The organism is Halomicroarcula saliterrae (genome assembly GCF_031624395.1).
Classification (GTDB): domain Archaea; phylum Halobacteriota; class Halobacteria; order Halobacteriales; family Haloarculaceae; genus Haloarcula; species Haloarcula saliterrae.
This window is the reverse complement of sequence record NZ_JAMQON010000001.1, coordinates 510,205-528,836: the sequence shown is the minus strand read 5'-3', so window position 1 is coordinate 528,836 and position 18,632 is coordinate 510,205. Positions and strand designations below refer to the sequence as shown.

Annotated in this window: 23 protein-coding genes; 8 read left to right on the top strand and 15 right to left on the bottom strand. The window is 66.5% G+C overall.

Translation table 11 applies throughout. The features are described from left to right. Positions 1 to 49 precede the first annotated feature (49 nt). The 3 genes from NDI56_RS02905 to NDI56_RS02895 all read right to left on the bottom strand — a co-directional run bounded on the left by NDI56_RS02905 (position 50) and on the right by NDI56_RS02895 (position 1,947). Positions 50 to 436 (bottom strand): Zn-ribbon domain-containing OB-fold protein, encoded by a 387-nt coding sequence (locus tag NDI56_RS02905; RefSeq protein ID WP_310917924.1) that lies wholly within the window; start codon positions 434 to 436, stop codon positions 50 to 52. After that, on the bottom strand, positions 433 to 1,599 hold the full coding sequence (locus NDI56_RS02900) for a thiolase C-terminal domain-containing protein (RefSeq protein ID WP_310917923.1): 1,167 nt from the start codon (positions 1,597 to 1,599) through the stop codon (positions 433 to 435). Before NDI56_RS02900 ends, NDI56_RS02905 begins: the two co-directional genes overlap by 4 nt. 150 nt (positions 1,600 to 1,749) lie before the next feature. Beyond that, positions 1,750 to 1,947, bottom strand: a complete 198-nt coding sequence (locus NDI56_RS02895) for a DUF5800 family protein (RefSeq protein ID WP_310917922.1) — start codon at positions 1,945 to 1,947, stop codon at positions 1,750 to 1,752. A gap of 136 nt (positions 1,948 to 2,083) precedes the next feature. On the opposite strand from NDI56_RS02895, the gene NDI56_RS02890 reads away from it, so the two are divergent. Both NDI56_RS02890 and NDI56_RS02885 read left to right on the top strand, forming a co-directional pair. Continuing rightward, positions 2,084 to 3,118, top strand: coding sequence for a polymer-forming cytoskeletal protein (locus NDI56_RS02890; protein ID WP_310917921.1), 1,035 nt, complete (start codon positions 2,084 to 2,086; stop codon positions 3,116 to 3,118). A gap of 39 nt (positions 3,119 to 3,157) precedes the next feature. After that, on the top strand, positions 3,158 to 4,339 hold the full coding sequence (locus NDI56_RS02885; protein ID WP_310917920.1) for a redox-regulated ATPase YchF: 1,182 nt from the start codon (positions 3,158 to 3,160) through the stop codon (positions 4,337 to 4,339). Between the two features lie 34 nt (positions 4,340 to 4,373). Here the strand turns inward: NDI56_RS02885 and wecB are convergent, their stop codons facing one another. Next, on the bottom strand, positions 4,374 to 5,486 hold the full coding sequence (wecB, locus tag NDI56_RS02880) for a non-hydrolyzing UDP-N-acetylglucosamine 2-epimerase (RefSeq protein ID WP_310917919.1): 1,113 nt from the start codon (positions 5,484 to 5,486) through the stop codon (positions 4,374 to 4,376). 638 nt (positions 5,487 to 6,124) lie between these two features. Between wecB and NDI56_RS02875 the strand changes: the two genes are divergently transcribed. Beyond that, entirely contained in the window at positions 6,125 to 6,796 is a 672-nt protein-coding gene (locus tag NDI56_RS02875) for a hypothetical protein (protein ID WP_310917918.1), read from the top strand. A 96-nt stretch (positions 6,797 to 6,892) separates the two neighbouring features. On the opposite strand, the gene NDI56_RS02870 is transcribed toward NDI56_RS02875, so the two are convergent. Then, entirely contained in the window at positions 6,893 to 7,867 is a 975-nt protein-coding gene (locus NDI56_RS02870) for an ATP-grasp domain-containing protein (RefSeq protein WP_310917917.1), read from the bottom strand. 116 nt (positions 7,868 to 7,983) lie between these two features. On the opposite strand from NDI56_RS02870, the gene NDI56_RS02865 reads away from it, so the two are divergent. After that, entirely contained in the window at positions 7,984 to 8,640 is a 657-nt protein-coding gene (locus tag NDI56_RS02865) for an HAD family hydrolase (protein ID WP_310917916.1), read from the top strand. A gap of 1 nt (position 8,641) precedes the next feature. On the opposite strand, the gene NDI56_RS02860 is transcribed toward NDI56_RS02865, so the two are convergent. Continuing rightward, positions 8,642 to 9,274 (bottom strand): PIG-L deacetylase family protein, encoded by a 633-nt coding sequence (locus tag NDI56_RS02860; protein WP_310917915.1) that lies wholly within the window; start codon positions 9,272 to 9,274, stop codon positions 8,642 to 8,644. A gap of 498 nt (positions 9,275 to 9,772) precedes the next feature. Between NDI56_RS02860 and NDI56_RS02855 the strand changes: the two genes are divergently transcribed. Together NDI56_RS02855 and NDI56_RS02850 are read left to right on the top strand one after the other, a co-directional pair. Further along, positions 9,773 to 10,636, top strand: coding sequence for a glycosyltransferase family 2 protein (locus NDI56_RS02855; protein ID WP_310917914.1), 864 nt, complete (start codon positions 9,773 to 9,775; stop codon positions 10,634 to 10,636). 132 nt (positions 10,637 to 10,768) lie between these two features. After that, a complete protein-coding gene (locus NDI56_RS02850; protein ID WP_310917913.1) occupies positions 10,769 to 11,002 on the top strand; it encodes a hypothetical protein in 234 nt (77 codons plus the stop codon). 21 nt (positions 11,003 to 11,023) lie between these two features. Here NDI56_RS02850 and NDI56_RS02845 read toward each other — a convergent pair whose 3' ends face one another. The 9 genes from NDI56_RS02845 to NDI56_RS02805 all read right to left on the bottom strand — a co-directional run bounded on the left by NDI56_RS02845 (position 11,024) and on the right by NDI56_RS02805 (position 17,147). Continuing rightward, the gene (locus NDI56_RS02845; protein ID WP_310917912.1) at positions 11,024 to 11,878 is read right to left on the bottom strand and encodes a UbiA family prenyltransferase; all 855 of its coding nucleotides are present in this window, start codon (positions 11,876 to 11,878) and stop codon (positions 11,024 to 11,026) included. Positions 11,879 to 11,953: 75 nt separating this feature from the next. Beyond that, complete coding sequence (locus NDI56_RS02840; protein ID WP_310917911.1) at positions 11,954 to 12,325, bottom strand: hypothetical protein; 372 nt, start codon at positions 12,323 to 12,325, stop codon at positions 11,954 to 11,956. Between the two features lie 164 nt (positions 12,326 to 12,489). Next, entirely contained in the window at positions 12,490 to 12,786 is a 297-nt protein-coding gene (locus NDI56_RS02835) for a DUF8036 family membrane protein (RefSeq protein WP_310917910.1), read from the bottom strand. Positions 12,787 to 12,838: 52 nt separating this feature from the next. Next, on the bottom strand, positions 12,839 to 13,117 hold the full coding sequence (locus NDI56_RS02830) for an ArsR/SmtB family transcription factor (protein WP_310918919.1): 279 nt from the start codon (positions 13,115 to 13,117) through the stop codon (positions 12,839 to 12,841). A 168-nt stretch (positions 13,118 to 13,285) separates the two neighbouring features. Beyond that, on the bottom strand, positions 13,286 to 14,407 hold the full coding sequence (locus tag NDI56_RS02825) for a pyridoxal phosphate-dependent aminotransferase (RefSeq protein WP_310917909.1): 1,122 nt from the start codon (positions 14,405 to 14,407) through the stop codon (positions 13,286 to 13,288). Between the two features lie 93 nt (positions 14,408 to 14,500). Further along, positions 14,501 to 14,818, bottom strand: a complete 318-nt coding sequence (locus NDI56_RS02820; protein ID WP_310917908.1) for a HalOD1 output domain-containing protein — start codon at positions 14,816 to 14,818, stop codon at positions 14,501 to 14,503. 145 nt (positions 14,819 to 14,963) lie between these two features. Then, a complete protein-coding gene (locus NDI56_RS02815) occupies positions 14,964 to 16,127 on the bottom strand; it encodes a thiolase family protein (protein ID WP_310917907.1) in 1,164 nt (387 codons plus the stop codon). 50 nt (positions 16,128 to 16,177) lie between these two features. Then, complete coding sequence (locus NDI56_RS02810; RefSeq protein ID WP_310917906.1) at positions 16,178 to 16,342, bottom strand: hypothetical protein; 165 nt, start codon at positions 16,340 to 16,342, stop codon at positions 16,178 to 16,180. Positions 16,343 to 16,376: 34 nt separating this feature from the next. After that, complete coding sequence (locus NDI56_RS02805; protein WP_310917905.1) at positions 16,377 to 17,147, bottom strand: DUF7839 domain-containing protein; 771 nt, start codon at positions 17,145 to 17,147, stop codon at positions 16,377 to 16,379. Between the two features lie 485 nt (positions 17,148 to 17,632). Here NDI56_RS02805 and NDI56_RS02800 point away from each other — a divergent pair, with 485 nt between their 5' ends. Continuing rightward, a complete protein-coding gene (locus NDI56_RS02800; protein ID WP_310917904.1) occupies positions 17,633 to 18,313 on the top strand; it encodes a metallophosphoesterase in 681 nt (226 codons plus the stop codon). 170 nt (positions 18,314 to 18,483) lie between these two features. Then, positions 18,484 to 18,630: a hypothetical protein gene (locus NDI56_RS02795; RefSeq protein WP_310917903.1), complete on the top strand. Its 147-nt coding sequence runs from the start codon at positions 18,484 to 18,486 to the stop codon at positions 18,628 to 18,630. Positions 18,631 to 18,632 lie beyond the last annotated feature (2 nt).

The window sequence follows — 18,632 nt, the reverse complement described above, 5'->3', positions numbered from 1 at the left end:
AGCGGCTGCCGTAGCACCGTTTCAGACCGTCGCGAAACCGGGACCGCCGCTACCGCGGTCGGAACACCACGGCGCGCTCGCCGGTCGTCTCGCGCTCGCCGACCTCGATACCGACCACGTCGGCCATCGACACGTCCTCGGGGTCGACGCCGCGGACGAGGCCAGTCACCGAGACGGGACCGAAGTCCGCGATCGCGGTGACGTAGGGCGCGTCGTCCTCGAACTGCGGCGTGGCCACGGTAATCGTGGTGTGGGTCGCGATCTCGCCGCTGTCGGGCAGCGGCTCCTCGCGGAGTTCGCGGGAGCCACAGTCGGGACAGACCCGTCGGGGCGGGAGCCAGCCGTGGCCCTCGTCGCACTCGACGTAGTACCCCTCGCCCGCCTCGATGCTGTCGAGCCAGTCGTCGTACTCGCCGTTGCGGGACGTTTCGGTCATTCTCGCACCTCCAGAACGTGGACGGTGGTAGAGGCGACGGTCCCGCCGGCGTTGTGCGCGACGCCGACACGGCCGTCCGGGACGGCGTCCGCTCGCGGATGGGTGCCATCGAGCACCCACGCGATGGTCGCCAGCTGGGCGACGCCGGTCGCGCCCACGGGGTGGCCCTTGGCCTTGAGCCCGCCCGAGAGGTTCACCGGCATCTCGCCGTGGCGGGTCGTCACGCCCTCGGTCGCGGCGTGGATACCCTCGCCGGGGTCGAACAGGCCCAGCGACTCGATGGCCAGCACCTCGGCGATGGTGAAGCAGTCGTGGACCTCGGCGACGTCGACGTCGCCGGCCTCGATGCCGGCGTCGGCGTAGGCCTCCTCGGCGGCCTTCTCTGCGGCCGGCGTTCGGGCGAGGTGTGGGCGGTCCTGCAACGCGAGGTTGTCGCCGCCCTGTCCGCTGCCCGAAATGACGACCGGCGCGTCGAGGTCGTGTTCCGCGGCGTATTCCTCGGTCGTCAGGACGGCGGCGGCCGCCCCATCGGTGATGGGACAGGAGTCGTACAGGCCAAGTGGCGCGGCGATGGTCGGTGCCTCCATCGCTTCGTCCAGCGTGATTTCCGACTGAATCTGGGCGTGGTCGTTGACCAGCGCGTGTTCGTGGTTCTTGACCGCGACGTGGCCCAGGTCCTCGTGGGAGCCGCCGTACTCCGCGAAGTACGCCCGTGCCATCAGCGCGTAGGCCCCGGGGAAGGTCATCCCGGCCCGGACCTCGTAGAGGTCGTCCGCGGCGATGGCCAGCGCGTCGGTCGCCGCCGCGGTGCCGATGTTGGTCATCCGCTCGGCGCCGCCGACGACGACGACCTCGCTCTCCCCGTTTCGCAGCGTCTTGACGGCCTCTCGGACGGCGGCCCCGGCGGAGGCGCAGGCGGCCTCCAGCCGGGTCGCCGGGGCGTCGATACCGATGGCTTCGGCCATCAGCGGCCCCTGGTGGCCCTGATGCTCGGCGAGTTCGCCCATGAAGTTCCCGTAGTACAGCGCGTCGACGTCCTCGGGTTCGACCCCCGACTGGTCGAGCGCTTCGAGTCCGGCGTCCGCGAAGAGGTCGCGACCGGTCCGCTCGGGATGCTTCCCGAACTGTGTGACACCGGCCCCCGCGATACGTGGGTCTGGCATTACCTCGGCGTGTGTTCCGAATACTTAAATGCTTGCCGCCATGCGGGGTTCTGCCACGATTTTCGCCGCCGAGAACCGCAAGACAGCGCTACACCAGTTGGAACCCCTGTGATTTCACACGGCGGCATCTCTACCTTCGAGGGCGATATGTCAGTCGACTATCTCGGCGATTCGCCGCGGTTCGCCGGACAGCGACGGGTCGGGTTCGACTATCTGGAGCACTTCGTGGTCGGTCACGTCCGGGTAGGACTTCTGGGTGGCGTCCTCGATGAGCGTCTTCTCCAGTCTGAACTCCGTGCCGTCGTAGACGACGTCGACGCCCTGGTCGTCGAACGAGAGAACGGTCATGGGCAGCGGTAGGCGGTGTTCGGATAAAAGGCTCACGAGGGGAGGACAGTTACCCGCAGACGCGCGTCAGACGTGCGTCAGACGGCCGTCGTGCGCGCCCTCAGGGTTTAAGACCGTCGAAACGAGTATTGGGTCTGTGCAACTCGGCTCCGACCCGCTCTCCGAACTCTCGATTCCCGACGGCACGACCGTCGAAGAACACGACCTCGTCACCGACGGGGACGTGGTCGTCGGCGGCCAGAGCACGGTGGAGTTCGGCGTCCGCGGGCGGTCGGTCATCGCGGACGAACGCGTGCGTTTCGGCGGGCACATCGAGGCCGAGGGCGACTGCCGGCTGGACATGTGGTGTGACGTGGCCGACAACGTGCTGGTCGGCGAGGACGCCTACATCGGCGAGCGCGTCCACATCGGCGGCGAACTGCGCGTGGCGGGCGACCTCGACATCGGCGACGACGTGGACATCGAGGACGGCTTCGAGGCCAACGGCTGGATCGTCATCCGGAACCCGATGCCGACCATCGTCTTCCTCTTTGTCTACCTCTCGCAGCTCCTGCGTATCGGCGAGGACGAGGCCGCCGAGGAGGTGCTGAGCGAGATGCTGGGCGACGACGAGGACGGGACCGAACCGCTCTTGATTCCCCGCGGTGCCAGCGTCTCCGACGACGCATGGCGCGTCTCGACCCCCGCGGTCGTGGGCGACGACTGTCGCCTCCACGGGAACATCCGCGCCCAGTCGCTCGAAGTCGGCCGTGACAACATCGTCTTTGGCAGCCTGCGGGCTCGCGAGGACATCGCGCTCGGCAAGGGGAGCGAGATCAAGGGCGACGTGACGACACGCGACGGCGACGTGCGCATCGGCCCCGGCGTGAAGGTGTGGGGCGACATCTCCGCCGACACCGTTGCACTCCACGAGAACGCCACCATCGACGGGAAGATACGCGCGAGCGAGGAGATGCGAACGCACACCGAAGAGGTGCTGGACCGGCCGGACGAGGACGCCGAGGCGATGGCCGAGATGGCCGACGAGCTCAACGGCGGACAAGACGACCAGTCGGCGGCACAAGGGACCGCCGACAGTGACACTACGGAGTCGGACGACGAACGCGCGGACGGAGACGACGCGACGGCGGCCGACGACACGGACGACGAGCGGGCGGCCGAGGCGGAGTAGACCGAAACCCCCTTTTCCCGGAGTGCGGTAGCTGGTAGCATGCTCTCTATCGCGCTCGCCGGCAAACCGAACGCCGGGAAGTCTACCTTTTACAAAGCGGCGACGATGGCGGACGTGGACGTGGGGAACTACCCCTTCACGACCATCGACGCCAACCGCGGCGTGAGCCACGTCCGGACACAGTGTCCCTGTCTCGCGCGCGACGAGCGGTGTGGCGACGACAACTGCCGAGCGGGCAAGCGCTACGTCCCCGTCGAACTCATCGACGTGGCGGGACTGGTCCCCGGGGCCCACGAGGGTCGCGGACTGGGGAACCAGTTCCTCGACGAACTCACGAACGCCGACGTTATCCTGAACGTCGTCGACGCCTCCGGCGGGACCGACGCCGAGGGCGAACCCGTCGAGGTCGGCGAACACGACCCCGTCGAGGACGTGGATTTCGTCGAGGAAGAGATGGACCTCTGGCTCGCGAGCATCGTCTCCCGCAACTGGGAGTCCATCGAGCGCCAGTCCCGCTCGCCCGACTTCGCGCTGGAGGCGTCGCTCGTGGACCTGCTCGCCGGCGTGGGCGCGAGCGAACTCGACGTGGCCCGCACGCTGCGGGAGCTGGACTACCCCGAGGACCCCATCGCGTGGACCGACGCGGACCGCGAGGCGCTGGCCCGGGAGATCCGCGAGCGGACCAAACCCATCGTCGTCGTGGCCAACAAGGCCGACATCGCGCCCGAGGGCAACGTCGAGCGACTCCGCGAAGCCGCCGACATCGTGGTTCCGGCGACCGCCGACGGCGAACTCGCGCTGCGAAACGCCGCGACGGCCGGCGTGGTGGCGTACGACCCCGGCGACGCGGACTTCGAAATCGTCGGCGACGTGAGCGACCAGCAGCGACAGGGCCTCGATAGGATTCGTGCGGTGATGACGGAGTTCGGCGGCACCGGCGTCCAGGGCGCGATGGACACCGCCGTCTACGACCTGCTCGACCGCATCACCGCCTATCCGGTCCAGAACGACACCAGGTGGACCGACGGTCAGGGGAACGTCCTCCCGGACGCCCACCTGCTCCCGCGGGGCTCGACGCCGAAAGACCTCGCCTACGCCGTCCACTCGGACATCGGCGAGGGCTACACCCACGCCGTCGACGCCCGCGAGCAGCGGCGCGTCAGCGACGAGACCGAACTCGAAGAAGGAGCGGTCATCAAGATTATCTCGGACGCGACCTGAGGGGCGGTCCGTCGCTACGCCGACGGGACGGCGGTCACAGCGGGACTTCCTCGGAGAGGGGCGGCGCGTCGACCCCGAAGGTTTCGAGGATGCGGTCGGCCGCGTGGCCGTCGCCGAAGGGGGACTCCCAGTCGTTGGGGCCGTCTCTGACCTCGAACGCCGCGGCGACGATGCTCTCCGGGGTCGGGTCAGCGAGCACGTTCGACCCCACCGCCAGCGTCTCGGGCCGTTCGGTGCTCTCGCGGACGGTGACACACGGTGTTTCGAGGACACAGGTCTCCTCCTGAACCCCGCCGGAGTCGGTGAACACTATCGACGCCTCGCTCTCCAGACGGAGGAAATCGAGGAAGTTCAGCGGGTCGACACACCGTATCTCCTCTGGCACGTCGAGGTCGTACTCGTCGATGTTCTCCGCCGAGCGGGGGTGGACAGGGTAGACGACGGGCACGTCGGTGTGGGCGCCGTAGGCCCCGATACCGTCGAGGAGCCCCTGGAACCTGTCGGGGTCGTCCACGTTGGCGCCCCGGTGGGCAGTCATCAGCGCGAAGGGCTCGTCCGCGACGCCCAGTTCCGTGAGCACGTCGCTCTTCGTCCGGGCCAGACGCTCGTGTTGCTGGACGGCGTCGACGACAGTGTTGCCCGTCACCTCGATTCGCTCGTCGGGAATCGCTTCCCTCCGGAGCTGGTCTGCCGCCTCGTCGGTCGGGGCAAACAGGTGGTCGGCGGCGTGGTCGATGAGCACCCGATTGAGCTCTTCGGGCAGTTCCCGGTTGAAGCTCCGGAGCCCGGCCTCGACGTGCCCGAGGACCGCGTCGCGTTTGCTCGCGACGATACCCCCCGCGAACGCGGAGTTCGTATCGCCCTGTACGATGACGATGTCGGGAGCCTCGCGCTCGATGACGCCCCCCAGCCGGGACACCATCTCGCCCGTCTGAGCCGCGTGGTCCCCGGACCCGACTTCGAGATTGTACTCCGGTTCCGGCAGCTCCAGGTCGTCGAAGAAGACCCCGTCGAGGCGCTCGGAGTAGTGTTGACCCGTGTGGACGACGGCGTACTCGACCTCGGCGCGGTCGCAGGCTCTGATTATCGGCGCGAGTTTGACGATCTCGGGACGCGTTCCGAGCACGAAGACGATTCGAGGCGTCATGGGAGTAACGAGCCGCCGTTTGTCTATTTGTAATGCGCTCTATATCAGCAACAGACGGAATGGGCGAAAGATATCGCCCGATAGCGCCGTGTTCACTGCAGGGTACACGGCGTCTACGTCAGTTCAGTGTCACTATACGGAGAGATACACACCGTCTCGGTGTAAGTTGCGTACCAGTAACTCCAGTGACGTGTCACCCGAGACATGTTCCGAAGATATCTGAGAGTCGGAGAGGCGTCCGACGGATGCCACTGGTACGTACCTATCTGTACGCGGTAACGACTCACTACCACTGTAGCAATACCCGGATAGCTTCGACTGTGAACTGGTAGCGATGTACCCGGAACTGCGCCCCTTCTGATATCGGTCGTATCTGTCAACGAGTTCGACCGAACTGGTAACTAAACACAAGTATCATATACACACTCCGTATTTACCTGTGGACTGCTGGTAGTGAAATGTTCGTAGCTTACCGTAGCTGGTAACAATGGTTAATTAAGCGCCTACTAACCGTCGGGTTGCGAATGGACGATACTAACGAGCAAACGAATGGTAGGCTTACCGCGCTACTCGAACGAGGAAATAGGGTCATAACCGGAGGAGATTCCGGACAGAACACGGAGGAGGAAAACGCTAGCGTGTTGCTGGACCGGCGCTCGTACCTCGCGGCTGCCGGCGCCACCACGGTGGCTCTGGCGGGCTGTGCGGACCTCGGTGCCGGGTCAGCGGTCCAGCCGGTGTCGTCGTTTGGCTACGGGGGCGAACCGGTGTTGCGCCAGTCGTCGTCGCTGTCGGTCTCCGAGGCGGAACCGAACGACAGCGAGGGCAGCGCCAACGCCATCAGCATGGGGGCGACGGTGGCCGGCTCGCTCACCGCGAGCGACAGCGACTGGTACACTATCGAGCTCTCGACCGGCGACGACGTCGCAATCGAGTTCAGTCGGAGCGCGACCACGGGCATCACCGCCGTGATACTCTACGACCCGGCGGGGGAGTTCAGCAACCTCAGATACGTCTCGACGGACCAGCCGGTCACGGTGGCCCAGACGGCCGAGACGAGTGGGACCTACTACGTACAGGTCGTCGACACGCAGGACAGCGACGGCGACTACACGCTGACCGTCGGCAACGGGACGGAGGCCACGCCGACGCAGACGGCCACGCCGACACCGACCGAGACGGCCACTCCCGAGCCGACCGCCACCCCGACAGAGACCGAGACGGCCACGCCGACAGAGACCGAGCGTAGCGACGACGACTACGGCGAGCAGGGCTACGGCGACTACGGTTACGGCGGCATCTCCGCGTAAGGACAACGAGACTCCGACCGTCGGCGCGACGTTCGTCGCGACCGATTCCGGAGTGACTGCTCGTCGACAGCGGTCTCCGGACCCAAAGCGGGCCGCTCAGGGCTCGCTGACCCGTGAGCGGAACCGGTCCTTGTCGACGAAGACGTGGTCGTGATACCGCAGGAAGTAGACGCCCGCGTCGTACCCGTCCGAGCGGGGGACTCTCTCTCCCAGCGCGTCGCGGACGAGCAAGTCGAGTTCGTTGACCCCCGCTTTCACCGTGAGACACGCCGTCGACGAAAAGCGCGGGTTGATTTCGATAGTGTAGGGGCGGCCGTCGTCGTCGACGATCTGCTGGACGTTCATCGGCCCGCGTGGCGAGAGCGACTCGAAGAGCTCCCGGCACGCGTCCCGTACGGCGTCGTGGCTGCGGGTCACGCCTTTCACCGTCGACCCCTGTTTCTCGATGGCTTCCTTCGGCACGACCGCGAGGAGCCGGTCGTCAGTCGTCGCGACGACGCTCGTCGTATACTCGGTGCCCTCGACGAACGATTGAAATACCACCTCGTCGTCGGACCTGTCCGTCTCGTCGAGCGCACGGTCGAGCTCGGCCGGGGTCGCCACCCGCCGGATACCGCGGCTCCCGCGGCCCCGCCTCGGCTTCCGGACGAGCGGATAGGCGTGTTCGGGTATCGACTCGGCCTCGCTGGCGAGCCAGGTCTGTGGGACGGCGTGGCCGGCGTCGTCGAGCTGCCGGTAGGTGGCGTACTTGTCCAGGGCCATCCCGACGACGGCCGGTCGCGGGGCGACCGTCGGGACCGCCTCCGGGAGCGTCCCGAGTTCGGGGAGTTCCTCGTCGACGGTGGGTACCACCACGTCGACACCGTGGTCCTCGATGACCTCCCGCATTACACGGCCCCACGCGTCGTCACTGGCGGGCGGAATCTGACGACCGTCGTCGGCGAGATACAGCCCGGCAGCGTCGGGGTCCATATCCACACCGACGACGTGGTGGGCCGTGGTCTCCTGGAGCGCCCTGACGGCACCGATACCGCTTGCACCACCGACGCCGGTGACGAGAACAGTCGGCATGCGCGGTGGTCCACGGGTGAGGGGTTTCAATATGCACGGATTTCACCCGGAGCGTGGCACGTAGCGGGCGCGTACTTTTCGTTCGCGGGGACGTTCGATACCGCGTACTTGCCACCATGGTCCACGCAGTGTGTTTCGACCTGGACGGGACGCTGTTCGACGACCGACAGTACGCCAGAGCGGGGCTGGAAAACGCCGCGTCGGAACTGGCGCGCCGGACTGGTGTCGACCTCACCGAGGAACTCGTCGAGGCGTACTTCGGGCGGGGCCGGCGGACGGCGACGTTCGACGTCGTGCTCGCGGAGGCCGGGCTCTCCGAGGACCACGTGCCGGCTCTCGTACGGGCGTATCACGACTCCGAGGGGCCGCTGGTCCCGTACCGGGACGCCGTCGAGACGCTCGACTCGCTGCGGACGGCGTACGACATCGGCGTCATCACGGGCGGGACCAACGGTCGCGGGAAGCTCGCCCGACTGGGACTCGACGGTCACGTCGACGAGGTCATCGTCACGGCGGACCGGGAGGACTCGAAGCACGCACCCGACCCCTTCATCGAGATGGCAGCGCGCTTCGGGGTGTCACACGACGCGATGGCGTTCGTCGGTGACCGCCCCGAACTCGATTTCCCCCAGCCAAATCGACTGGGGATGACCACAATCAGGCTCCGGCGGGGCCACTACGCGAGTGCGGCCGCTCGCGGCGACGCCGTCCCCGATATCGAGGTCGACTCGCTGGCCGAGGTCCGCGAGGCGATACCACGGCTCGACCGCTGACTCAGCGGCTGCCGTAGAAGTCGGACTTGTACATGTTGTTGATGCGGATGACCTGAAAGGCCTCGGCGTACGTCGAGTTGGCCTGTCGTCCCCGGAACCGAGCGAGTCCCTTCATCGCCTCCGCTTCGAGATACTTCTTTTCCTGCTGTGACCTGTGTGAGCGTATCGCCTCGATCTTCCCCTCGATGACCCCCTCTGGCACGGAGTTGTAGTACTGCGGCGCGAAGGACGACCGCGTCGATGGAGCCTCGAAGGCGAGCACCTGATTGATGTCCCGCGAGGCCGTGATCGACGCTTTCGCGGCGCGGCGATGGTCCTGATGGGTGTCCTCCTCGGCGTGGATGTAGACGCGGTCCGGATCAATCGCCGAGAGCTTCGCTTCGAGTTCGTCCACAGTGTCCTGGTTGTACGGGACCTCAGTGTCCTCGTATCCGAGAAACTGGACGTCGTCGACGTCCAGTATGCCGGCCGCTCGCTCGGCTTCGGCCCGTCGCTGTTCCCGCTCGGCGACCTTTCCCCCTTTTGTCAGAATTATGAATCGAACGGTGTCGCCTCGGTTTCGATGGACCGCGATCGACGCACCGGCCCCGATCTCTATGTCGTCGGGGTGTGCCCCAATGGCAGCAACTTTCATCGATTAACACCACTGTTTTGCGCTCTGTTGTTATTATTTTGTTACCACTGGTAATTTGACAATTCCCGCTGAGATGAGTGAAGCCACCAGCTGCTGTCGGACTCCGAACGGTGCGTCGGGGGCCGAACGAACGGGGCGTCTCGCAACGGTCGGCGTCCGACGGGCGGGCACAGACGGACTGTCGGTGATAGCAACTGACTCCCTATAACGGCAGTCAGAGGCGGTAAGGCGTCGTTACAGCCGGTATCGGACGGCATGAGAATCCGAAGCGACGGGATAACAATGGGGAGTGTCATCTAAGCTCGCCTTATCCGGAGTTTCGTTCAGCCGAGCGATCTCTGGACCGAAAGCAAATGATTCGTACACACAATCGCGCCAGTAAGGTTACTAATACACAGGTAGCGGGAGGAGGCCGCCCCCGCGGGTCGACACACGCAGCGGCCGAAATATCGACGCTTCCCGCCGGGGTCGATGCAGCGCTGCTGGGGGGGAGTTAAAATGTACGAAGAGACGTCTCTCGGGGTGGTAATTCCAGCGTACAACGAAGCGGGGTTCATCGGTGACGTCATCGACAGCGTGCCGAACTACGTGAGTGCGGTGGTCGTGATAGACGACCACTCCACCGACGGGACGTGGGAGGAAATCCACGAGCACATCGGGGACACGCGTTCGAGAGTCACCGGCGAGACTGCGAGGAAAAGCCGTTCGGACGGCGGAACGAGAACGATGGCCGCCGCGGAGCCGCCGTCCGAGTTCGACCGCCGGACGGTCACGGTCCGCCACACGACCAACCGAGGGCGTGGGGCAGCGATAAAAACGGGGTACAGGATAGCACAGACGATGGAACTCGACGTCGTGGCGGTAATCGACGGTGACGGGCAGATGGACCCGGCGATACTGGACAGAATCGTCGACCCCGTCGTAAACGACGAGGCGGACTACGCGAAAGGGGACCGGCTCGTCAGCCCTCGCCACTGCCGGGAGATGTCTCGCTGGCGGCTGTTCGGGAACACGCTGTTGACGTGGCTGACGAGAGTCGCGAGTGGAAAGTGGGGGGTGCGGGACCCACAGAACGGGTACACGGCGATATCGGCGGAAGCGCTCGACGCGATCGCCATCGAGGAGCTCTACGAGGACTACGGCTTTCTCAACGACCTCCTCATCAGACTCGACGCGAACAACATGGAGGTCGCGGACGTCGCGATGCAGGCGGTCTACAGCGACGAGACGAGCGGTATCAGGTACCGGCATTTCGCGCCGAACCTCTCGTTGCTGTTGCTCAGAGGGTTCGTCTGGCGACTCTGGTACAAGTACGTCGCGTCCGGCCAGTCCGATCGGCCACCGCACTCACAGCCGTCGTAGGAACAGTCGTCCCCTTTCGGTGGCGAGCGGCCGCGTAACTGGGTAGCAACCACAGTCGAACCGGCGGTCAATTCGGGTTATATCCTCTCTAACAAGGTAGAACGGTAGTAACACCTCAACCGAGTGGTATGAATGGAGCCAAAATCTAACTCGCAACGTCAGGAACCGACCGGTGACACCGACGAGGAGGGCGATGCGACGTATCTCTGTCGGGTCTGTCAGCGGCGGATTCCCCCGACCGCTGACCCGCAACGGCGCGAGGAACTGGTCCACCGGGAGTGTCTCGCAGAGCTACGGTGTGGCATCTCGCTCGGTGACCCGGGCACTCGTCACAGCCTCCGGACGCGGGACCACGACACCGGGTAGAGGGTCGGGAGGCTGGGGTGACTACCCCAGTGGCCGGAACCACACCGCAGCGACGAGCACAGCGAGGAAGAGATACGACCCCCGGATGAGCAGCATCGTCGCGAGTTTCGCCTCGGCACGGTAGGCAACCGCGAGGACGACCCCGAACACCACGGCTCCGCCGGCGGCGGTCGGCGGAATCCCGGGCAGGGCCAGCGCCAAGCCGACCACGCCGACCATCGCGGCGACGAACAGCGAGAGAGCGAACTGTCTGGCCCGCCGGGGGCCGAGGACGACCGCGACGGTCCGCTTCTGGATGGAGCGGTCGTAGTCGTAGTCCGTCTCGTCGTCGATGATTTTGATGCCGGTCAGCATGAGCAAGAAGACCGCGGCCAGCCCGAGCACCTGCGGCCCGACGCTCGTCGCCTGCGCGTAGTAGCCGCCCAGCAGCGCGAGCGCGATGCCGCCGGGATACCCCATCGTCGCGCCCACGGTGTTCAGGTCCAGTTGCGGGGCGTGCGTGTAGCCGATGACCCACGTCGGCGCGGTCACGAGCGCCGCGAGCGGCGAGACCAGCAGCCACAGGCCGACCGTACAGGCCAGAAAGCCGGCCGCGGCCCCGACGAGTGCGCCCCGACAGCCCCCGACGGTCAGCGGGTGGTCGTCGTCCTCGCCCCGGACGTGGAAATCGACGTAGCCGTCCTTGACGTGAGCGGTGTAGACGGCGAAGAACATCGCCAGCGCGTGGAGGCCGGCCACGGCGAGGTCGACGCTCCCCGCCAGCACGGCGCCAAAGAGCGAGGTCGCGAGCGGCGGGAGCATGAACACGGGGTGGACCTGCGAGGCGAGTGCCTTGCTGGCTCCGACGACGCCGGACTCGTGTCGGGCCACTGCCATGGCTGTTTCGAGGGACGGCAGCGTCAAAAAGTCTCGTACGGTACGTCCGGGTACGTCTCGGTTACCGACCGACCCCTACCGCCAGTTGTCCCGGTCGAGCACGAACGGCGAGATGTGCGAGGCCAGATCCCGGGCCGCCTGCTCGCTCGGGCTATGTAGTTCGCCCGACACCGGTCCCGCCTCGCCGCCGACGCCCTCCGTCTCCGAGATGGGGTCGGTGTTCGTGGGGTAGGGCCGCCGGGAGCGCACCCGGTCCCGGAGTTTCTGTAACGCCCGCTGTGAGAGCTGCTGGTCGAGCTGCTGGAGGTCGTATTTCACGATGTAGCCGCGGGTGGCCCGCCGGATGGCGATGACCGGCTGACCGCGGTCGCGACAGCGGTCCCAGATGGCCTGTTGCTCGTCGGTCGTCGCGTACACCGGGACGTTCGACGGTGCGAGATGGTCCATTGAAACCCGGTAGCGCGTGAAGACGTATCGGTCCTTCGCCTAGCAGTGGTTGCCGACGGGAGACGGAGCCAGAACCGCCGGAGAGCCCAGCGTGTGGCCGGTCGGGCGGGTGGACCCTTCCGGCGGTCGGGCGAACCGACCTGTGGCGAAGTCGGGAGAAACAGCTATCGAAGGGTCGTGTAACTCAGGGCGGCGATGGCGACGAACTGCAGGCCCCGCAGTATCAACACGACCTTCTGGACGCCGGGGTCGCCGCTGTAGAAGCTGGCCATCGAGAAAAAGAAGTAGATGGCCATCGCGTTCTCCGCGAGCATCGCGACGGCAAAGAGGACGAGCCCGCCGACCAGCCCGGTGCCGAAGGTGCTGTAGTTGCGAATCCAGACGCCCACGAGCGGGAGCAAGAGCAGTGTGTTCAGCCCCGCGAGCACCACCGCAGCGGTGATGAGCGGTCCCATCGCCATCAGCGGCTCACCCCGGCTCGCCGCCGGCCCGTCGGTTGCGCGTGTGCACCGGTCATGTGTCCATCTGCTCTACGATGTCCTCGAAGGTGTCCCGGTACGTGTCGAACCGGTCGGTGAGGAAGTACAGTTTGGCGTACGATTCGTCGCCGGATTCGACGATGTCGTGGTCTTCGAGTTGCTCCATGTGGTGGCGAACGGTCTTGTACCCGACGTCGAGCTCGTCGGCCAGCTCGTTGGCGTTTTTCGGTCTGTCGGTGAGAGCGTCGATGATACGCGCCCGGTTGGCACCGCCACGTGTCGCCGTCAGAAGATACCAGAGCGCTTTCTCCATCCCTCTCCTTTCGGTGCTCTTCGTGGCCGTACTAAATAGTTGGCGCTCCCCGCCCCGAGTGTCGGCGTCCCTGCGTTCGGTGTCATTGAGGGTGACCACAGCTCGTTCACTCGCGTCGAGGCGAGCCGACTACAAAACAGTTCTTCGAACTCTCTTCCAAATTGGGGCCTACTCCAGAGCGGCGGTCGCCTCGGCCATGATATCGATGGCCTCGCGGAGCGTCTCGGTGTCGGTGGCGTAGGAGATGCGGGCATAGCCCGCGCCGTTGGCCCCGAACGCGTCGCCCGGGACGACGACGACGCCGCGCCCTATGACCTCGTCGACCCACCCCTCGGGGACCTTCGGCATCGCGTAGAAGGCGCCTTTCGGTGTGGGACACTCCAGCCCCATCTCCTCGAAGCCGTCCAGCAGGATATCCCGGCGTTCCCGGAACGCCTCGCGCATCTCGGCGACGGCGTCCTGTGGCCCCGACAGGGCGGCCTCGGCGGCGTACTGGGCCGGCGCGGAGGCACAGGCCTGAGCGTACTGGTGGACCCGGAGCATCCGCTCTACCCGTTCCGTCGCGCCGGTGACCCAGCCCAGCCGCCAGCCGGTCATCGAGTAGGCCTTCGAGCAGGCGTTGACGACGACCACGTTGCCCGAGTCGTCGAACGCCGCCGGCGAGCGGTGCTCGCCCTCGAACACCTGGTGTTCGTACACCTCGTCGGAGATGCAGAGCACGTCGTGTTCGTCGGCGATACGGGCGAACTCGCGCATGTCCTCGGTGGACTGGACGGCCCCGGTCGGGTTCGCCGGCGAGTTGACGACGAACGCCGCGGTGTCGTCCGTGATGGCGTCCTCGACCGCCTCGGGCGCCATCGTCAGGTCCTCGCGCAGGCCGACCGGCTCGGGCGTCCCGCCGGCGAGATGGGTCAGCGCGTCGTAGGAGACGAAGCCGGGGTCCGGGAAAATAACCTCTTGGCCCGCATCGACGTGCGCCTCAAGCGCGATGTGTAGCGCCTCGCTCCCGCCGGAGGTAGCGATGATGTCCGCGGGGTCCACGTCGAGGCCGTTGTCCCTGGCGTGTTTGTCGGCGATGGCCTCACGGAGTTCGAGCGTCCCCTTGTTCGACGTGTAGGCGTCGACCTGCCCCGACTGGATAGCCTCGACCGCGGCCTCGCGGGCGTGGTCGGGGGTCGGGAAGTCGGGCTGGCCGAGCCCGAGGTTGATAGCGTCCTCGCCGGCGGCCTCGAACACTTCGCGGATACCCGAGATGGACACCGCTTCGACGCGACTTGAGAATCCTATCATACCACCTCTGGGGGCGGCCGGGCCGATAGTTCTTGCCGATTGGGCGGCACGGTCCCGGACAGGGGGTGTCAGCATTCGGCGTTCGGGACCGCCTCAGCCCGGCACCGTATCCGCGACACGGACCAGTTTGACGTTCCCGCTCCGGTCGAGAGTGACCCGATAGCCGATATAAGAAAACGAGAGAGACATCTGGGCGGCCGTCGACGGCGGCGTCTTGAACAGCGTCTCGACGACGTGTTCGACCTCGTTGTACAGCGAGGGGAGGTCCTCTATCTGACAGCCCTCGAAGTCGGCGATTGTCTCAAGGAGGTCGTACTCCGCGGTCTCGGGGTCGGGTGTAATCTGGCTGCGAACAGTGCCGGCCTCGTTTTCCGTCCCCTCTCGTGCGTTTTCCTTCTGTGAATCAGACATCAGACGAGATAGCCGGCGGGGCGTTACAAGCGTAGTTCCGAGCTACGTGCCAGTTTCCATACCGTCGCGGGCGGGCCTACCGCCTCAACGACATCGCTAACGCGCCCCCGCCGCCAACGCTCACTCGCGTTGCCGCCGGGCGGGCCTACCGCCTCAACGACATCGCTAACGCGCCCCCGCCGCCAACGCTCATCGCCACGACGCCTCTGTCGTAATCCCCGTGTTCCATGGCGTACAGCAGCGTCGTCGTGAGGATGCCGCCGCTGGCGCCGATAGGATGGCCGAGCGCCACCGCGCCGCCCAGCGGATTGTGCTTGTCGGCGGGGATGTCGAGTTCGTCGGCGACGTACACCATCTGTGCCGCGAAGGCCTCGTTGAGCTCGAAGTGGTCCACGTCCCCGACGCCGATGTCGGCACGCTCGAAGAGGGCTTCGAGCGCGTCACAGACCGCGAGCGAGAACTCCGCGGGGTCGCGGTAAGCCACGGCGTACTCCTCGACGTGTGCCATGGGACCGACGCCGGCCGCGTCGGCGGTCTCGGCGTCGGCGAGCAACACGCCGCCGGCGCCGTCCGAGAGCTTCGAGGCGTTGCCCGCGGTGATGGTCCCGTCCTCGCCGAAGGCGGGGGGCAGGGCCGCGAGGTCCTCCATGGTCGTCTCGGGACGGGGGCCCTCGTCTTCCGTGACCAGATGATCCCCGACGTCCACGGGGACGACCTCCTGCTCGAAGGCGCCCTCGGCGATGGCCTCGCCGGCCCGGTGGTTGCTCCGGCGGGCGTACTCGTCCTGTGCCGCCCGGGAGATTTCGAAACGCTCGGCGATGCGGTCGGTGAGCGTCCCCATGTGGGCGTCGAGGTTCGCGTCCCACAGCGCGTCGTGAATCATCGAATCGACCAGCGTCGTGTCGCCGTGGCGCCGCCCCTCGCGCAGCTCCCGGACGAGATACGGCGCGTTCGACATCGACTCCATGCCGCCGGCGATAACGACGGACGCCCGGCCGGCCTCGATGCGGTCGACAGCGTTCGTGATGGCCCGCAGGCCCGACCCGGAGGCCTCGTTGGTCGTCGTCGCCGGACAACTGTCCGGGAGCGGGGAGTCGACGACGACCTGTCTGGCGGGCACCTGGCCGACGCCGGCCTGAACGCAGTTACCCAGACAGACCCAGTCGACGAGTTCCGGGCCGATCCCGCTTCGGTCGAGCAGTCCCTCGGTCACCGCGAGGCCGAGGTCGGTCGCCGACCGGTCGGCGAGCGCGCCCAGTAGTTCCCCGTGTGCGGTTCTCGCGCCGTCCACGACGACCACGTCGGTCATACTCTGACATGTCTCTGTAGCTACAAATACTGTCGCCCCGTAGCAGCGGCTTACTCCTCGCGGCTCGCAGTCCGCAGCTGTTCGACGGCGCTCTCCAGTCGCCGCAGCGTCGCGTCCGCGTCGGTGTAGCCGCGGTCGTACTCCTCGTAGGCGGAGTCGGCCTCGGAGAGGAACGATTCGACTGCCGACGACAGGTCCGCTGAGCTATCGCTCATAGCAGTCGGGACGGCCCGCGGATAGAAAACCCCCTCACTTCGCCACGTCGTAGCTCACCGAGGCGTCGGTCAGGGCGTCGGTGACCCGACCGATGGTGTCCTGCGTGGCGACGACGACGGCGTCGAGCCCGCGAGACGCGGCATCGGCGGCCACCTCGCCCGGCGCGAAGTACGTCGTCGGCTCGACGCCGGCGTCCCGGAGCGCCGAGACGGCTTCGACTCCCGCCGCGGTCACGATGGGCACGTCCTCGCAGGTCGCCGCGATGTCGGCGCCGGAGTCGGCCGGATCGGTGCGGACCGTCGGCACCTGCACGACGCTGACGTGACCGGGTTCGAGGTCGATGACCCCCTCGAAGCCGGTGACGCCGACGACCTCACCGCTGTCCGCGCTGGTCGTGCTCACGCCCGTCGCGACGCCCTCGTCGCCGGGCGCGGCGTGGAGCAACCCCTCGGAGAGCGACAGCGACACCGTCTCGCCCACGTCGATGTCGGCGTCCGCGATCGCGGCGTCCTCCTGTACGCTACCGAGGATGTCGTCGGTGACGTGGTCGACGAACCGGCGCATGTCTGTCGCGGACTGGAACACCCAGTCGACGCCCTCCTTGGTGACCCGATAGCGCGACCGGCCCTCCTTCTCGACGAACCCCTCCTCCACCAGGTCCCGGATGTACTCGCTGACCGCCTGACTCGTCACGCCGACGGCCTCTGCTATCTCCCCCTGGCTCACCGCGGGCTGGCGGTCCGCGATCTCGACGAGGATGCGAAACCGCGTCGCGGCGCGCTTGTTCTCGAGGACATCGACCATACAGAGGGTTCGGTAGTCCCGACATAAAAAGACCGCCGCCTAGTACCAGTGTGAAGCGTGGGAACTGGGTCTGAGAACTGGAACGTACTCGTCATTAGAATTTCAGACAGCCAGAAAGCCCCGCTGAGCTAAACTCGGGGGCTCGCTGCGCGCTTCCCTCACTACGTTCGGTCTCGGCCGAAAGACGCCTTGCGTCTTTCGTGATCACGAGAGAGCTCCGCTCTCTCGGACGACAGTGCTTGCGTCGCCCACCTTCGTTTAGCCCAGCGCCCCTTTCAGTCCACCCGTATCTGGTTGCCCAGCCGGCATGGGTGGACTGAAAGGGGACGAACCCCGACGAAGTAAGCACCGAGCGGAGCGAGGCGCGCAACGAGTCGCCGGAGTCCAGACGGCAGGGGCTTTCTGGCTGTTCTCGATGGAAACAACACCAACCGCGTTTGCTAGGTGCGTCATCGGTATGTAGCCCGAGCCCCCACACCACCCCAATGGAACAGACGTACGACGGCCGGGGGCTACTCGTGGGCGAGACGCTGGTCGTCGCGGACTGCCACGTCGGCCGGGGAACCGGTGGGGAGTTAGAGTTCCCGGTCGGCTCGGGGACCGACATGGTCGAGCGGTTCCGCGGCCTCGTCGAGCGCCACGACCCGGGCGAGGTGGTGCTCGCCGGTGACCTGTTGCACTCCTTCCGGACGGTGCCACGGACCGTCGCGGACACGGTCGCGGGGCTGCAAGCAGCCTGCCGTGAGGCCGGGGCCCGCCTCGTCGTCACGCCAGGGAACCACGACACGATGCTCGATTCGGTGTGGGACGGGCCGACCGAGCGGGAGTACCGCGTCGGCGACACCGTCGTCCTGCACGGCCACGAAGCGCCCGAGAGCGAGGCCGACCGCTACGTCGTGGGTCACGACCACCCCACCATCGAAATCGAGGGGCAGCGCCGCCCCTGCTATCTGGTGGGCGAGGGGCAGTACCGCAGCAGCGAGGTCGTGATGCTCCCCTCGTTCAACAAGCTCAACGCCGGGGTGCGGGTCAACAGCATGTCCGCGGGCGATTTCCAGTCGCCGCTCGTGACCGACGCCGACCGGCTGGCCCCCGTGGTGTGGGACGAGGCCGCTCGGGAAACCCGCGAGTTCCCGCCGCTGGGCGAGTTCCGGCGGATGTTATAGCTGTCACCAGTCGGCACGTATCGGTCGGTGCGTTCGGTCGCATAGCTGACAGCGCGTCGACAGCAAATGGCTCCGCCTCCCTGACCAGCTGGACTGCCGTCGGCGCCGCTCCGGACGACACCTGTGACAGGTCCGGTAGGTATTTGAGCTATCGCGGCGGAACTGCGAACATGATTCAGACCGGACCGGCACTCGCGCTCATCGCGACGACACTCATCTGTATCGTGCTCCTGTACTTCGCGACCATCAAGTACGTCTCGGACGTGCTGCTCGACGACGAGCACGACGACCACGGCGACGGCGATCACGCGGCGTAATC

Excerpts from the sequence above, each read along its gene's own strand:
- NDI56_RS02905 (WP_310917924.1), bottom strand. The coding sequence starts at position 436 with ATGACCGAAACGTCCCGCAACGGCGAGTACGACGACTGGCTCGACAGC.
- NDI56_RS02900 (WP_310917923.1), bottom strand. The coding sequence starts at position 1,599 with ATGCCAGACCCACGTATCGCGGGGGCCGGTGTCACACAGTTCGGGAAG.
- NDI56_RS02895 (WP_310917922.1), bottom strand. The coding sequence starts at position 1,947 with ATGACCGTTCTCTCGTTCGACGACCAGGGCGTCGACGTCGTCTACGAC.
- NDI56_RS02885 (WP_310917920.1), top strand. The coding sequence starts at position 3,158 with ATGCTCTCTATCGCGCTCGCCGGCAAACCGAACGCCGGGAAGTCTACC.
- wecB (WP_310917919.1), bottom strand. The coding sequence starts at position 5,486 with ATGACGCCTCGAATCGTCTTCGTGCTCGGAACGCGTCCCGAGATCGTC.
- NDI56_RS02870 (WP_310917917.1), bottom strand. The coding sequence starts at position 7,867 with ATGCCGACTGTTCTCGTCACCGGCGTCGGTGGTGCAAGCGGTATCGGT.
- NDI56_RS02865 (WP_310917916.1), top strand. The coding sequence starts at position 7,984 with ATGGTCCACGCAGTGTGTTTCGACCTGGACGGGACGCTGTTCGACGAC.
- NDI56_RS02860 (WP_310917915.1), bottom strand. The coding sequence starts at position 9,274 with ATGAAAGTTGCTGCCATTGGGGCACACCCCGACGACATAGAGATCGGG.
- NDI56_RS02855 (WP_310917914.1), top strand. The coding sequence starts at position 9,773 with ATGTACGAAGAGACGTCTCTCGGGGTGGTAATTCCAGCGTACAACGAA.
- NDI56_RS02850 (WP_310917913.1), top strand. The coding sequence starts at position 10,769 with ATGGAGCCAAAATCTAACTCGCAACGTCAGGAACCGACCGGTGACACC.
- NDI56_RS02845 (WP_310917912.1), bottom strand. The coding sequence starts at position 11,878 with ATGGCAGTGGCCCGACACGAGTCCGGCGTCGTCGGAGCCAGCAAGGCA.
- NDI56_RS02840 (WP_310917911.1), bottom strand. The coding sequence starts at position 12,325 with ATGGACCATCTCGCACCGTCGAACGTCCCGGTGTACGCGACGACCGAC.
- NDI56_RS02835 (WP_310917910.1), bottom strand. The coding sequence starts at position 12,786 with ATGGCGATGGGACCGCTCATCACCGCTGCGGTGGTGCTCGCGGGGCTG.
- NDI56_RS02830 (WP_310918919.1), bottom strand. The coding sequence starts at position 13,117 with ATGGAGAAAGCGCTCTGGTATCTTCTGACGGCGACACGTGGCGGTGCC.
- NDI56_RS02825 (WP_310917909.1), bottom strand. The coding sequence starts at position 14,407 with ATGATAGGATTCTCAAGTCGCGTCGAAGCGGTGTCCATCTCGGGTATC.
- NDI56_RS02820 (WP_310917908.1), bottom strand. The coding sequence starts at position 14,818 with ATGTCTGATTCACAGAAGGAAAACGCACGAGAGGGGACGGAAAACGAG.
- NDI56_RS02815 (WP_310917907.1), bottom strand. The coding sequence starts at position 16,127 with ATGACCGACGTGGTCGTCGTGGACGGCGCGAGAACCGCACACGGGGAA.
- NDI56_RS02810 (WP_310917906.1), bottom strand. The coding sequence starts at position 16,342 with ATGAGCGATAGCTCAGCGGACCTGTCGTCGGCAGTCGAATCGTTCCTC.
- NDI56_RS02805 (WP_310917905.1), bottom strand. The coding sequence starts at position 17,147 with ATGGTCGATGTCCTCGAGAACAAGCGCGCCGCGACGCGGTTTCGCATC.
- NDI56_RS02800 (WP_310917904.1), top strand. The coding sequence starts at position 17,633 with ATGGAACAGACGTACGACGGCCGGGGGCTACTCGTGGGCGAGACGCTG.
- NDI56_RS02795 (WP_310917903.1), top strand. The coding sequence starts at position 18,484 with ATGATTCAGACCGGACCGGCACTCGCGCTCATCGCGACGACACTCATC.